At 59.2% G+C, this 13017-nt stretch carries 13 protein-coding genes; 6 read left to right on the top strand and 7 right to left on the bottom strand.

The window, feature by feature from the left end:
- From HPDFL43_RS00540 to nanR, 4 genes are all read left to right on the top strand, one after another.
- Nucleotides 1-837: a transketolase gene (locus HPDFL43_RS00540; protein WP_007199593.1), complete on the top strand. Its 837-nt coding sequence runs from the start codon at nt 1-3 to the stop codon at nt 835-837.
- On the top strand, nt 834-1802 hold the full coding sequence (locus tag HPDFL43_RS00535) for a transketolase family protein (RefSeq protein WP_007199592.1): 969 nt from the start codon (nt 834-836) through the stop codon (nt 1800-1802). The genes HPDFL43_RS00540 and HPDFL43_RS00535 overlap by 4 nt, the downstream gene beginning before the upstream one ends.
- A gap of 2 nt (nt 1803-1804) precedes the next feature.
- Nucleotides 1805-3256: an FGGY-family carbohydrate kinase gene (locus tag HPDFL43_RS00530; protein ID WP_007199591.1), complete on the top strand. Its 1452-nt coding sequence runs from the start codon at nt 1805-1807 to the stop codon at nt 3254-3256.
- Between the two features lie 145 nt (nt 3257-3401).
- Entirely contained in the window at nt 3402-4127 is a 726-nt protein-coding gene (gene nanR / locus HPDFL43_RS00525) for a transcriptional regulator NanR (protein ID WP_007199590.1), read from the top strand.
- Here the strand turns inward: nanR and HPDFL43_RS00520 are convergent.
- Together HPDFL43_RS00520 and HPDFL43_RS00515 are read right to left on the bottom strand one after the other, a co-directional pair.
- The gene (locus tag HPDFL43_RS00520) at nt 4124-4381 is read right to left on the bottom strand and encodes a hypothetical protein (protein ID WP_156970144.1); all 258 of its coding nucleotides are present in this window, start codon (nt 4379-4381) and stop codon (nt 4124-4126) included. The genes nanR and HPDFL43_RS00520 overlap by 4 nt on opposite strands.
- Nucleotides 4382-4762: 381 nt before the next feature.
- Nucleotides 4763-5593 (bottom strand): phosphogluconate dehydrogenase C-terminal domain-containing protein, encoded by an 831-nt coding sequence (locus HPDFL43_RS00515; RefSeq protein ID WP_007199588.1) that lies wholly within the window; start codon nt 5591-5593, stop codon nt 4763-4765.
- A 116-nt stretch (nt 5594-5709) separates the two neighbouring features.
- Here HPDFL43_RS00515 and HPDFL43_RS00510 point away from each other — a divergent pair, with 116 nt between their 5' ends.
- Together HPDFL43_RS00510 and HPDFL43_RS00505 are read left to right on the top strand one after the other, a co-directional pair.
- Nucleotides 5710-7095, top strand: a complete 1386-nt coding sequence (locus HPDFL43_RS00510) for a four-carbon acid sugar kinase family protein (protein WP_007199587.1) — start codon at nt 5710-5712, stop codon at nt 7093-7095.
- Nucleotides 7092-8357: a ribulose-bisphosphate carboxylase large subunit family protein gene (locus HPDFL43_RS00505; protein WP_007199586.1), complete on the top strand. Its 1266-nt coding sequence runs from the start codon at nt 7092-7094 to the stop codon at nt 8355-8357. Before HPDFL43_RS00510 ends, HPDFL43_RS00505 begins: the two co-directional genes overlap by 4 nt.
- Nucleotides 8358-8435: 78 nt before the next feature.
- Here the strand turns inward: HPDFL43_RS00505 and guaA are convergent, their stop codons facing one another.
- The 5 genes from guaA to HPDFL43_RS00480 all read right to left on the bottom strand — a co-directional run bounded on the left by guaA (nt 8436) and on the right by HPDFL43_RS00480 (nt 13012).
- On the bottom strand, nt 8436-10007 hold the full coding sequence (guaA, locus tag HPDFL43_RS00500; protein WP_007199585.1) for a glutamine-hydrolyzing GMP synthase: 1572 nt from the start codon (nt 10005-10007) through the stop codon (nt 8436-8438).
- Nucleotides 10008-10016: 9 nt separating this feature from the next.
- Nucleotides 10017-10649: a 5'-methylthioadenosine/S-adenosylhomocysteine nucleosidase gene (locus tag HPDFL43_RS00495; protein ID WP_007199584.1), complete on the bottom strand. Its 633-nt coding sequence runs from the start codon at nt 10647-10649 to the stop codon at nt 10017-10019.
- Nucleotides 10646-11095 carry a PaaI family thioesterase gene (locus tag HPDFL43_RS00490; RefSeq protein ID WP_007199583.1) on the bottom strand — a complete coding sequence of 150 codons (450 nt, stop codon included), beginning with the start codon at nt 11093-11095 and terminating at the stop codon, nt 10646-10648. The genes HPDFL43_RS00495 and HPDFL43_RS00490 overlap by 4 nt, the downstream gene beginning before the upstream one ends.
- Before the next feature lie 94 nt (nt 11096-11189).
- Complete coding sequence (locus HPDFL43_RS00485; protein WP_007199582.1) at nt 11190-11654, bottom strand: TspO/MBR family protein; 465 nt, start codon at nt 11652-11654, stop codon at nt 11190-11192.
- Nucleotides 11655-11719: 65 nt separating this feature from the next.
- The gene (locus tag HPDFL43_RS00480) at nt 11720-13012 is read right to left on the bottom strand and encodes an RsmB/NOP family class I SAM-dependent RNA methyltransferase (RefSeq protein ID WP_007199581.1); all 1293 of its coding nucleotides are present in this window, start codon (nt 13010-13012) and stop codon (nt 11720-11722) included.
- Nucleotides 13013-13017 lie beyond the last annotated feature (5 nt).

The raw sequence follows: 13017 nt of genomic DNA, 5'->3' as shown, positions 1-13017 counted from the left end.
ATGGCGATGCCGCTTGAAGACGAAGACACGCGACTGCCGCAGATCCGGCAGAAAGCCAACTGGATGCGCCGCAGGGCGCTGGAGATGGTGCACGGCAAGAAGCTGGGGCACATCGGCGGTGATTTCTCAGCCACCGATATACTCGCGACGCTCTATTTCGGAGTGCTGCGCTATGACCCAGTAAAGCCGGACTGGCCGGAGCGGGATCGTTTCGTGATGTCGAAAGGACATGCAACAGGCGCACTTTACACTGTGCTGTGTGCTGCAGGCTATTTTCCCGAGGACTGGCTCAAAACCTATATGGGGCCGGGCTCGCGCCTGAACGGGCACCCCAACCGGAACTATCTTCCGGGCGTGGAAGCCAATACCGGGCCGCTTGGCCATGGCTTCCCAATCGCTTTGGGGATGGCCATTGCCGGCCAGATGTCCGGCTCCGCCCACCGCACCTTCGTGCTTACCGGAGACGGCGAGCAGCAGGAAGGATCGAACTGGGAAGCCGCGATGACAGCGGGCCACAAGCAACTTCAAGACCTGACGCTGATCATCGACCGCAACCGGCTGCAGCAGGGCGCCCGCACCGAGGACACCGTCTCGCTCGATCCGCTGGGTGAGAAGTACCGGTCATTCGGCTGGGACGTGATCGAGGTTGACGGGCACGACCATGCAAAGCTGCTCAACACGCTGGACGCGGCACCGGCACAAGGCCGTCCGCGCTGCATCATCGCCAACACGATCAAGGGCAAGGGCGTCTCCTTCATGGAAGACAAGGCCAAGTGGCACCATGGCGTGCCCAATGACGACGAATTCGAACTGGCGATGAAAGAGCTCAGCCGATGAACGCAGTGGAAAAAGTGGAAGGTCTGTTCGACTGCCGCAAGGCCTGGGCAACGACGCTTGAGACGCTGGCGGCTGACGACGAACGGATCGTGGCAGTGGTCAATGATTCGGTCGGTTCGTCCAATCTGGGCGGTTTTCAGAACGCTTTCGCCGACCGGCTGGTCAATGTCGGCATTGCCGAACAGAACATGGTTGGTGTCAGCGCCGGGCTGGCCAATGGCGGGCGCATTCCATTCGTGTCGGCCGCCTCCTGTTTTCTGACCGGCCGGGCGTTGGAACAGATCAAGGCCGACATTGCCTATTCCGGATACAATGTGAAGCTGGTCGGCCAGTCCTCCGGCATCGCCTATGGCGAACTTGGCGCGACCCATCATTCCATCGAGGATTTTGCCTGGCTTCGCGCGCTTGAGCCGCTGACGGTGATTGCACCAGCCGACCCGTGGGAAACGGAGATGGCGGTGCGGTGGGCGGCAGAGCATGAGGGCCCGGTCTATCTGCGTCTGTCGCGGATGCAGGTGCCTGATCTCGGACCGGATGCTCATGGCCGCCGCGATTTCACACCCGGCACGGCACGATTGATGCGAAAGGGAGATGATGTGACGATCCTTGCCTCGGGCACGATCGTGCATATTGCATTGGCCGCAGCTGATGCTCTGGCAAGTGACGGCATCTCGGCACGGGTTTTCTCGGTCCACACACTCAATCCGCTCGACGAGGCAGCCGTTCTGGCGGCTGCCGAGGAAACCGGCGCGATCGTGACCTGCGAGGAGGCGCTTGTGCGCGGCGGATTTGGTGGCGCCGTTGCGGAACTGACATCGTCGAACCGACCGGTGCCGGTAGAACGGGTCGGCTTCAAGACCTTCCAGACGACCGGTTCGGTGGACTGGCTGTTCGAACAGAACGGGCTGACCCCGATTGGCATCGCTGATGCTTCACGCCGAGCTCTCGCACGCAAGACGGGCTGACCATGTTTGTTCTGGCCATCGATCAGGGCACGACCAACACCAAGGCGCTGGTGTTTGCGCAGGATGGCGAGGTCGTACGAAGCGCTTCAGCATCCTGCCACACGGATTACCCGCATCCGGGATGGGCGGAGCAATCTGCCTCGGAGATCTGGGCCACCACGCGTCAAGTCATTGGCGACGCCTGTGCCGGTATCGAAACCGAAATCGCGGCCATCGGGATATCCAACCAGCGCGAGACCCTGGTGGTCTGGGACGCAACAACCGGCGAGCCAGTCGGGCCGGCGCCAATCTGGCAATGCCGGCGCACGGCTGATGAATGCGCCGCGCTGATTGAAGCCGGTCATTCCGATGAGGTCAGCACATTGACCGGGCTCGGCATCAACCCCCTGTTTCCTGCATCCAAACTTGCCTGGGTTCTCAAGAACCGCCCCGAGCCTGAAGATCTCCACCGGGTCGGGCGGCTGCGGGCCGGAACCGTCGATTCCTGGTTGCTCTGGAACCTCACCGGCCGGGCGGTGTTTGCCACGGACCACTCCAACGCCTCGCGCACGCTTCTGTTCGACACCGAAAGGCTCGCCTGGAGCCCCCGGCTCGGTGAGATTTTTGGTGCACCGATTGATTGTCTTGCCACACCCATGGCCTCCGATGCCCGGTTTGGCGAAACCGCGCAAGGCGCCACAACCCTGCCCGCCGGCGTCCCGATCCATGCGATGATGGGTGACAGCCATGCAGCGCTGTTCGGTCATGGTGTGCGCGGGCCTGGAAAGGTCAAAGCGACCTACGGAACAGGATCATCTCTGATGACCCTGACCCGGCAACGCACCCTCTCAAGCCACGGCCTCTCGGGCACCATCGCCTGGACGCAGGATGGCAACACTGCCCATGCGCTTGAAGGCAATATCACCGTGTCCGCACAGGCGGCAGCTTTCATGGCGGAGATGCTTGGGCTCAATGGACCCGCCGAGCTCTCGGATCTGGCCCTGCAGGTTTCCGACAATGGCGGGGTCTGTTTCGTGCCGGCACTCGCGGGGCTGGGGGCACCGCACTGGCAGGACGACGCCCGTGGTCTGGTCAGCGGGTTGTCGCTGGGATCACGCCCGGCGCATCTGGCGCGCGCAACCTTTGAGGCCATCGCGCACCAGGTGACCGATGTGTTGGAGGCAATGGAACAGGATCTCGGCCACCCGCTCAACGGGCTGAGCGCCGATGGCGGTGCCTCCGCCAATTCCTTCCTGATGCAGCTTCAGGCCGATTTCATCGGCAAACCGGTGGAGCGGCGCGAAATTGCCGAGATCGGCGCTTTCGGTGTTGCCAGCATGGCTGCCGAGGCGCTTGGAATGCCGATTGTGGCCGGAGCCAAAGAGATCCGAATCTTCGATCCCGCCACCGATGCGACGGCGCGGCGCGGCGCGCGCAACGAATGGAAGATCGCCATCGCACGCGCCTGCCGCTAATCCGGTTCAGAACACGATTGGGCGCCAGACGCACAACTCGCAACTCATCTGACCTGTTCGGATTCTTGCTTTTTTGATCAACTTGTAGCATCTGTTGATAAGTTGAGCTTTTGGCCAATCTGCGCCGAACGGAAAGCAGTTTGATATGAACAAAACCAATGCCGCAGACAGCAAGATTGTCCGTCTTAAACTGTCTGACCAGGTTTTTGAACGCCTTCGTGAGATGCTTGCGAGTGGAGAACTTGCAGCCGGAGACACCGTTCCCTCCGAACGCGATCTGATGGAGCTCTTCGGTGTCGGCCGTCCGGCAGTGCGCGAAGCATTGCAATCAATGCAGAGCAAGGGACTGATCACGATCACACATGGCGGGCGCAGCCGTGTAAACGCCCTCACCGCTGGCCTGGCTTTCAATCAGCTAGACGACATCGCAAAGCTGCTGCTTTCCAGCGAGCCGGCCAATATCGACTACCTCAAACAAGTCCGGCACATTCTTGAACTTGGCACGATCAAGATAGCAGCCCAGAAATGTACCTCCAAGGATGCTGCGGAACTGGCCAAGCTGATCGAAGATCAGCGCTCACAAATTAAAAGCCCGGAAGCGTTTATGAAGGCCGATATTGCCTTTCACACACGCATTGCATCCATCACCACAAATCCTCTCATCTATTCGATTACCGAGATGATGCTGACATGGCTGTTTGAGTATCACTCTTCGCTACTGATATGGCCTGGCCGCGAGGAAACGACACTCGGCGAGCATGCAACCATCTTGAGCTTTCTCAAATCCAATGATTCCGAAGGCGCCGTTCGGGCTATGGAAGCACATCTCAATCGTTCACAATCCAGCTTCATTTCAGCCGGCAAACGCTAAGCCTGTTTGATTTTTGCCTGCCATTCATAGGGTCCAAGCCCAGAACGCTCAACTCCGGTCAGGTTCACCACAAATTCTGCTTCTCCAACATGAAGCCGTGCCAAGCCGTTCTCTTGCCGGATTGAAAGCACCGGTTCCCCCGCGGCCAAGGCCAGCTGCTTCAAGGTGCCGACCAAAGGCCATGGCTGGCAAAATCCGATATCTCCGCTGGGGAACACTTTCGGTTGAACTCGGGAAAAAACTGACCATGCCAACCAAAATGTCCTCAAGCGCTTTCCAGATCTCGCTGTGCAGTTCCCTGCCACCGGCGCCCCTATCCTGGCTCGACGCGCCAAGCCTGCGAGCGCAGAAGCGACAAATGTCGAGGACACTCCACGGCCAGACATGAAAAGACTGTCCCGAGGCTTTGGGAACTGGTGTCTGAAACCTGCCAACATTGGCCATCCAAGCTGCAGCCCCCCATTGAGCTGCAAAAAGATACAGGGTCATCCGGTTTTGGAATTGAGCCATGCAGACAATTGGACCAGCCATTGTGGGACTTGCTGCGGCCGAACCCAAAATCAAATAAAGCCCCGGTCACAATGGGTACATAGTGAACCGCGCTTCAGGACTGACAATATGCGAAAAGAGTTGGCTCAGGTGATCCGATCGACGCTTGCTGCAATTTCGTCGTCGTCAAAACAGCGGATCCAGTCATCTTTCATCAGCACCGGAATTCCGAACTCGATTGCCTTGTTGGCGGCGTCAGAAAAGACACCTTGATGCTGGTCGAACATCACCGCACCCATGATGTTCATGTGACCAAGGAGGAAATCCCGGGCGCAATCGTAGGGCACGCCTTTCCTGACAACCTCATCCATGGCCATTCGCAGGACTTTCATCAGAGAGCCATTGACGGTTTCCGAGAGGCCCGGTTCCAGAAGTGCGAATTGCTGCAGCGTGACGCGATGGGAGCGCACAACCGGTGCATAAATGGTCTTGCCGACCCGTTCGCCCAATTCATAATCTTCTTCCGGACCCTGCACCAACACGTTGACGATGCCCTGGGCGGCAGCGATACCGCCGAAGTAATCGCGCTTGGCTTCCATCTCCGTTTCATCGTTCCAGATCGGCGGATGGCACGGATGAGATACGAAATATGTAATGTCGGCTCGCTCGGGCAGATGGCCGGCAAAGGGAGCAGCGCCATCAAGAACAAACACCATGGCGCCCGGCTTCACCCTGTCGATGATGGCGTGTGAAACCTTGCCGATCGCGGTATCAGGCACGGCCAGGACAATGATGTCTGCACCGTCGAGAGCAACATCGGTATCCACACAGTCAACGCCGTAAGCCTCGCGAACACGGGCACGCCCCTCGTCTGAGACTTCCACGTGCAATGTCTCGAAATCAGGTGCTTTTGCCAGGTTCGCACCCAGGCGCATGCCCATTTTTCCACCAGCGCCAAACAAGGCGAGCTTTGTCATTGTAATCCTCCCAAAGGCGCTTCGAAAGAAACAAGAGCCAATTGACAACTGGTATAATGAGGTACTAATTACACAATTGTGTCAACCCCCTACGGTTTGAAATTGGGCCAATTCACATGGACGCTCCCAGCAAAACGCTCCCTGATGGCCCACTGATTGCCTGGTATGGCGATGACTTCACCGGCGCATCTGCCGTTATGGAGGTTCTCGCCTTTGCCGGACTGCCTTCAATGCTGTTCCTTGAGGCCCCGACTGAAGAGCAGTTGGCACGCTTTCCTGATCTGAAAGGGATTGGCGTAGCTTCAACCGCACGGGCGCAATCACCCGGTTGGATGGCCACGGAACTTCCGGCAGTTTTTGCGAAGTTGAGCCGCCTCAAACCATTGTTGGTGCACTACAAGGTCTGTTCGACACTCGACTCCTCACCGGAGGTCGGATCGATCGGGCGCGCAATCGAGATCGGGCATGATCTGTTTTCGCCAACGACCGTTCCGCTTCTGGTCGCCGCGCCACAGATGCGCCGTTATCAGGCTTTCGGGCACCTGTTTGCGGGGATGGGCGACGAGATCTACCGGTTGGACCGGCATCCGGTGATGTCTCGCCATCCCGTGACACCGATGAATGAATCCGATGTTGCGCGGCATGTGGCAAAGCAGTCTGAGCGGCTCGATGTGCATTGTCTTTCGCTGGAGGCGTTGGCTAAACGTCCAGGCACCTATCCTTCGCTGCCTTCCGACGGAGACGATCGAATTACACTGATCACCCTGGATTGCATGGATGCATCATCCGAATCCGCAGCGGGACACCTGATCTGGAATGAACGGCACACCAATCCATTTGTCGTTGGCTCGCAGGGCGTGACATATGCCCTAGTGCGCCATTGGCAGGAAAGCGGACTGATACCTGTCGCTGAGGCTCCGGAAGGCATCGGCGAAGCAGAGCCCATGGTCGTGGTTTCCGGATCCGTGTCGCCAACGACCGCAGAGCAGATAGCCTGGTCCAAATCCAATGGCTTTGCCTCCATCGAGTTCGACGCCGCGGCCGCATGTGGCGGCACCGAAGCGGTGGAACGCGAAATCGACCGCGCTGTGGCTGCTGCACTGAATGCCATTGCAGCAAACAAGGATCCGCTCATTCACACGGCTGAAGGCCCCGATGATCCGGCAGTCGACGCCTTCAAATCGGCGGTTGCTCACTCAGCTCATGACATGTCATCAGCGAACCAGATGATTGGCGAAGCGCTGGGGCGGGTTCTTCACACCGTACTTCTTCGAACCGGCACAAGACGAGCCGTTGTGTCGGGCGGGGACACCTCGGGACACGCAACCCGCCAATTGGGAATTTTTGCGCTGACCGCCTTGGCACCGACCATACCGGGCGCCTCGATTTTCAGGGCGCATGCGAACGGCCCCATGGATGGACTGGAGCTCGCCTTGAAAGGCGGGCAAATGGGAAGCAAGGACTATTTCGGCTGGATCCGAAGTGGTGGAGGACGAAGATGAACCGGATTACAGCAACTTATGACATCGAGTCACCGTTGGGCGTGGACCACGCCGCGACGGTTCTGGCTGGTGAACAATCCACCGGCACCTTTACGCGATTGGCGGCTGAGACAGACGAGCTTCGCGAGCGCTCCGCAGCCCGCATTGAAAGCTTAACCATTACAGGTTCGTCACCAAACCCCTCGCTGCCCAGCCGCAAAAGTGGCCCCGCATATGAACGAGGGACGGTCACCATCAGCTGGTCGCTGGACAATTTTGGCGTCTCCCTCCCAAGCCTGTTTTCGACATTGGCCGGAAATCTGTTTGAACTGGCTGAGCTTTCTGCGATCCGCCTTTTGGACATAGGTTTGCCGAAGGAATTCGCCCTGGCCCATCCGGGGCCGCAGTTCGGCGCAGATGGAACACGGGAACTGATGGGAGGTCACGAAGGGCCAGTCATCGGCACCATCATCAAGCCCAGTGTCGGTTTGAGCCCAAGCGAGACGGCTGAGCTCGTACAAACGCTTATCGAAGCCGGGATTGATTTCATCAAGGACGATGAACTGCAGGCAAACGGCCCGCATTGCCCTTTCGAAGAACGGCTGAAACTCGTCTCCAGGGTCATCAATCTACATGCGGAAAAAACCGGCAAAAGGGTGATGTATGCGTTCAACATCACCGATGAAATTGACCAGATGTGGCGCAATCTGGATCTGTTGCAGGAACATGATGGCATATGCGCCATGGTCTGCATGAACTCCGTTGGCCTTACCGGTCTTCGCGCAGTGCGGGATCGCAGCCCGATGATTGTCCATGGGCACCGTGCAGGGTGGGGCCTTTTTTCCCGTTCTCCCGATATCGGCATCAGTTTCACCGCCTTTCAGAAACTCTGGCGGCTGGCGGGTGCAGACCATCTCCATGTCAACGGACTGGCGAGCAAGTTCACGGAAAGCGATGAGGTCGTCGCCCAATCGGCACGATCGGTTCAACAGCCGGTCTGCGAGGGCGACGGCCCTCAGCATCTCGCCATGCCGGTCTATTCATCCGGACAGACAGTCTGGCAGATAGACCCGGCAAGACGGTTGCTGGGAAATGACGATTTCATCTTCTGCGCAGGTGGCGGCATCATGAGCCATCCGTCCGGAATTGGTGCCGGCGTGATTGCGCTTAGACAAGCTGCAGCTGCAGCCAAAGAAGGCGTTGATATCGAAATGTATGCCGCCAATGCGCCGGAACTGAAAAGCGCATTGGAAACATTCAAAAAACCTTCAATAGACTTGTGAACTTGACCGGTGCCGTATCCGGCTCGGCATCAGTGGTGCATTTCGGTCGATTGATCGAAATGCAATGTCACGTCCGGGCTATTCCCACTCGATGGTGCCGGGGGGCTTGGAGGTGACGTCGTACACGACGCGGTTGATGCCCTTGACCTCATTGATGATCCGGGTCGCGGTCTTACCAAGGAAATCCATGTCATAGGGATAGAAATCCGCGGTCATGCCGTCGACCGAGGTCACAGCGCGCAGGGCGCAGACAAATTCATAGGTCCGGCCATCGCCCATCACGCCGACCGTCTGAACCGGCAACAGCACGGCAAAGGCCTGCCAGATGGTGTCGTAGAGTCCGGCCTTGCGGATCTCGTCGAGATAGATGGCGTCAGCCTGACGCAGGATATCGAGCTTTTCACGGGTGATGCCGCCGGGGCAGCGGATCGCCAGACCCGGGCCGGGGAAGGGATGACGGCCGATGAAGCTGTCGGGCAGGCCGAGTTCACGGCCGAGCACCCGGACCTCATCCTTGAACAGTTCGCGCAACGGTTCGACCAGCTGCATGTTCATGCGCTCGGGCAGACCGCCGACATTGTGGTGCGACTTGATGGTGACCGAAGGACCGCCAGAAAATGAAACGCTTTCGATGACATCGGGATAAAGCGTGCCCTGGGCGAGGAAATCCGCACCGCCAATCTTTTTCGCTTCTTCCTCGAAGACCTCGATGAACAGCCGGCCGATTGTCTTGCGCTTGGTTTCCGGGTCGGCTTCGCCCTCAAGCTGGGAAATGAAGCGGTCTGACGCATCCACCAGCTTGAGCGAGAGATTGTAATGCTCGCGGAACATCGCCACCACATCAGCGGCCTCGTTCATGCGCATCAACCCGTGATCGACCAGGATACAGCTGAGCTGATCGCCGATCGCCTCGTGGATCAGCAGGGCCGCAACGGAGGAATCGACCCCACCCGACAGCGCACAGATGACTTTTCCGGACCCGACCTGATCGCGGATCTTCTGGACCATCTCAGCGCGGTAGGCCGCCATCGACCAATCGGATTTCAGACCGACGATCTTGTGCACGAAATTCGACAGGAGTTTCGCGCCATCAGGCGTATGCACCACTTCCGGGTGAAACATGGTGGTGTAGTAGCGCTTGGCTTCATTGACGCAGATCGCAAAGGGCGCATTGGGCGATGTGCCGATCACCTCGAAACCTTCCGGCGCCACGGTGACACGGTCGCCATGGCTCATCCAGACCGGGTATTTCTTTCCGACCTCCCAGATCCCTTCAAACAGCGGACTGGATTTGAGGATTTCAACATCGGCTCGGCCGAATTCACGGTGATGACCGCCCTCAACCTGGCCACCGATCTGCAAACAAAGCGTCTGTTGCCCGTAGCAGATGGCAAGGATCGGCACGCCGGACTCGAAGACTGCCTGCGGTGCGCGCGGCGAGCCTTCGCGGGTGACCGAATCCGGTCCGCCGGAAAAGATAACACCTTTCGGCTTCATCCGGGCAAAGCCGTCATCGGCCAGCTGGAACGGCACAATCTCGCAATACACGCCGGCTTCGCGAACCCGGCGGGCAATAAGCTGTGTCACCTGACTGCCGAAATCGATAATCAGGATGGAATCAGGATGGGTGGTGTGGAGGATCTCGTTCATGGCGAGCGATTAAGCCAAAGCCGCGCCGGATGCAATCGCCGCCTCGACGCGATCCACCGCTTGCGCCAGTTTTTCGTCGATGATGTGCAGATATTCGGTCCAATCATCGATGTGATTGAGCTCGGACTTGCCATCCGAGATGCCGCGCAGCCCGAGGACGGGGACTGCGAAACGGCTTGCCGCGCGCAGCACGGCGAATGTTTCCATATCCACCATCTCGGCATCGATCCTATCATAGGCGGCACCCGAGACGATGTTGGCCCCAGTGGAAAGGCTGGCCGATGCGATATCATCGGCAATCACCGGCAGCGGCAGAACCGCAGGCAGATCCAGAAACGGGGTTCGCCCCTTCTCGAAACCGAGCGGTCTTGCATCCATGTCGCGATAGCTCACCGAAGACACCTGATAGATGCCGGCCTGCTCAAGAACGTTGGAGCCGGCGGAGCCGAGCGAGACGATGCAATCAGGCAGGTCCGGGCCACATTGCGCCAGGCGCGCGGACACCGCGACCGCCGCTTCCACCGGGCCCACGCCGGTGATCAGCGGCGCAAAACGGGCCCTCAAATGTTGGCCATATTCGGCTTCTGCCGCCATCACGTACAAGATGCGGCGGTCTCCCGCCGGTTTGATTTCGCCCGTCATCCTTCAATCCCCTCACGTCCGCGGACCACCATCATGCTGCCCGTCATCGATGCTATCAGTTTCGCCGGCCCGTCAGCCACGGCATAGGCACGGCCATCGGTGACAATGATGGTGCTGCCCGGCTTGGTCACTTCACCGCGAAACAGGAACCGGTCACCACGGCCAGGCGAGAGCAGATTGATCTTGAATTCGATGGTCAGCACTGCCGCATCATGGGGCATGACCGACAGGGCCGCATAGCCACAGGCCGAATCGAGCGCGGTGGACAGAATTCCGGCATGGAGAAATCCATGCTGTTGGGTGAGATCAGCGCGAAACGGCATTTCGATCTCGATGACACCGTAATCCACCTTGGTAAGCTCCGCCCCGATGGTGCGCATGACCTCCTGCCGGGCAAAGCTCGATGCCACGCGGTTGCGGAAATTCTCGTCCGGTTTGTCCATCATGCGCAACACCTCTTTTCGCAGTTGCGAAGGTGCCAAGCAGCGCGGCAAACCGCAAGCGCTTTGTGAAACAGGCGATCCCTGGCCCACAAACCGGTCAGCCCCGGTTGAGCCACCAGATCGCGCCATTCAAAAGTCCGGCAAAGCTGACCCAGGCGGCATAGGGGATAAACATCAGCGCCGCAGGGCGATCGCGGCGCCAGGCCAGCGCGATAAACGCCAGGATCGCGATCAACATGGCGATGAGCACCGGCAGCGCCAGATCAGGGCGCTGTGCCGTGAAGAACACCAGAGGCCAGGCAAAGTTCAGCGCCATCTGGGCAAACCACAGCTTTGGCAAGGGGCTTTGGCGGTGATTGAGCCAGACCCGGGCACCGGCTATGCCGATGAGGATGTAGAGCACGGTCCAGACCGGGCCGAAAATCCAGTTGGGCGGATTGAAGACCGGCTTGTTGAGGGCCGCATACCAGGCGCCGGGAATGGAAAAATAGCCAATGAAACTTCCACCGGCCACGGTGAACACCACAAACGCCAGCAAGATGAGTGCATTGGATTTGCTCATGATCCGGTTCTCCGATCCTTCATTCCCTGATGCTTGGTAAACGCCTACCAGAGTGCGGCGATGTTTTATGACTTCCGCCGGAAGCCGGCAAAATAGAAACCATCGGTTCCGGTGCGTCTGGGCGACAGCAGCAGGCCGAGATTCTGATCCGCATAGGGGACAGGGGCCTCCGAATCCGCGGCAACAGACCGCCAGCGCTGCTTGAGGCTGATGGTTTCAAATTCCGGATGCCGCTGCAGAAAGGCCTTTACCCGGTCGGTGTTTTCTTCCGGAAGCAGGGAGCAGGTGACATAGGCCAACTCGCCACCAGGCCTGACATAGGCACAGGCCGCATCGAGCACCTTGTCCTGATCGGCCATACGGTCCGTGATGTTCTTCTCTGAAATACGCCATTTGGCATCGGGCCGCCTGCGCCAGGTGCCGGTTCCGGTGCAGGGCGCGTCGATCAGCACCCGGTCCATCTTGCTCTCCAGGCCATTCAGGTCAGCGGCGCGTTCCCTGATGTCGATGATGTCCGCGCCGGCACGGCGCATGCGTTCAACCATCGGGGCGAGCCGGCGCCGGTCTGCGTCATAGGCAAAAATCCGACCCTCATTGTTCATCATCGCCGCAAAGGCCAAAGACTTGCCACCGCCGCCGGCGCAGTAATCGAGCACGTCCTCACCAGGCTGTGCGTCGACCAGTCCGGCCGCCAGTTGTGAACCTTCATCCTGGATCTCGAACCAGCCGCGGGCAAAGCTGACCTCGCTCGCGGCAGCGATCTGGCGCTGCGGTCCTTCGCCGGCTTCAAACCGGACACCGAACGGTGCCAGCCGGGTTGGCTTGGGATCCCGGTCGGAAAAAGCCTCGAGGACCTGATCGCGGTTGGAGAGAAGCGTGTTGACCCTGAGGTCCAGCGGCGGCCGGGATGTCAGCGCCTGGGCCTCTAGCTCCCATTCCGGGCCAAACGCCCGCTCGAACGAGCCCGCGAGCCATTCCGGGATGTCGGCGCGGACATGGGCAGGCGCTTGCGCCAGATCCCTAGCCAGGCAATCGGCGAGACTCTCCGCCGAGGGGATTTCGGGGGCGAAACGATCTCCTTCAAGCGTGGCGGTCAGTTCCTCTGGACTGATCCGCCATTGCCTGAGCAAGGTGGCAACCGCCAGATCGGCTGGCGCATCGCCGTTCATCATGAAACCATGAGACAGCTTCATTCTCAAAGCGTCATGAACCAGATTGGAAATCGCAGCACGATCTCCGGATCCTGCGAAGCGGTGCGAGAGGCCCCAATCCTTGAGCCCATCGGGAACCGGCCGGTGGCGGGTCTCGATCTCGGTCAGAACTTCAATGGCTGCTTGCAGGCGTCCGCCAAGGCGCATGATGA

It is taken from the genome of Hoeflea phototrophica DFL-43, assembly GCF_000154705.2.
GTDB lineage: Bacteria > Pseudomonadota > Alphaproteobacteria > Rhizobiales > Rhizobiaceae > Hoeflea > Hoeflea phototrophica.
Note: the sequence above shows the minus strand (reverse complement) of the source record. Positions and strands in the feature narration are given on the sequence as shown.

What these genes read in the sequence shown, in the direction of transcription:
- HPDFL43_RS00495 (WP_007199584.1), bottom strand. Translation starts at nt 10,649, where the DNA reads ATGACGGGCGAAATCAAACCGGCGGGAGACCGCCGCATCTTGTACGTG.
- HPDFL43_RS00530 (WP_007199591.1), top strand. Translation starts at nt 1,805, where the DNA reads ATGTTTGTTCTGGCCATCGATCAGGGCACGACCAACACCAAGGCGCTG.
- HPDFL43_RS00490 (WP_007199583.1), bottom strand. Translation starts at nt 11,095, where the DNA reads ATGATGGACAAACCGGACGAGAATTTCCGCAACCGCGTGGCATCGAGC.
- HPDFL43_RS00535 (WP_007199592.1), top strand. Translation starts at nt 834, where the DNA reads ATGAACGCAGTGGAAAAAGTGGAAGGTCTGTTCGACTGCCGCAAGGCC.
- HPDFL43_RS00540 (WP_007199593.1), top strand. Translation starts at nt 1, where the DNA reads ATGGCGATGCCGCTTGAAGACGAAGACACGCGACTGCCGCAGATCCGG.
- HPDFL43_RS00480 (WP_007199581.1), bottom strand. Translation starts at nt 13,012, where the DNA reads ATGCGCCTTGGCGGACGCCTGCAAGCAGCCATTGAAGTTCTGACCGAG.
- HPDFL43_RS00505 (WP_007199586.1), top strand. Translation starts at nt 7,092, where the DNA reads ATGAACCGGATTACAGCAACTTATGACATCGAGTCACCGTTGGGCGTG.
- HPDFL43_RS00510 (WP_007199587.1), top strand. Translation starts at nt 5,710, where the DNA reads ATGGACGCTCCCAGCAAAACGCTCCCTGATGGCCCACTGATTGCCTGG.
- guaA (WP_007199585.1), bottom strand. Translation starts at nt 10,007, where the DNA reads ATGAACGAGATCCTCCACACCACCCATCCTGATTCCATCCTGATTATC.
- HPDFL43_RS00485 (WP_007199582.1), bottom strand. Translation starts at nt 11,654, where the DNA reads ATGAGCAAATCCAATGCACTCATCTTGCTGGCGTTTGTGGTGTTCACC.
- nanR (WP_007199590.1), top strand. Translation starts at nt 3,402, where the DNA reads ATGAACAAAACCAATGCCGCAGACAGCAAGATTGTCCGTCTTAAACTG.
- HPDFL43_RS00515 (WP_007199588.1), bottom strand. Translation starts at nt 5,593, where the DNA reads ATGACAAAGCTCGCCTTGTTTGGCGCTGGTGGAAAAATGGGCATGCGC.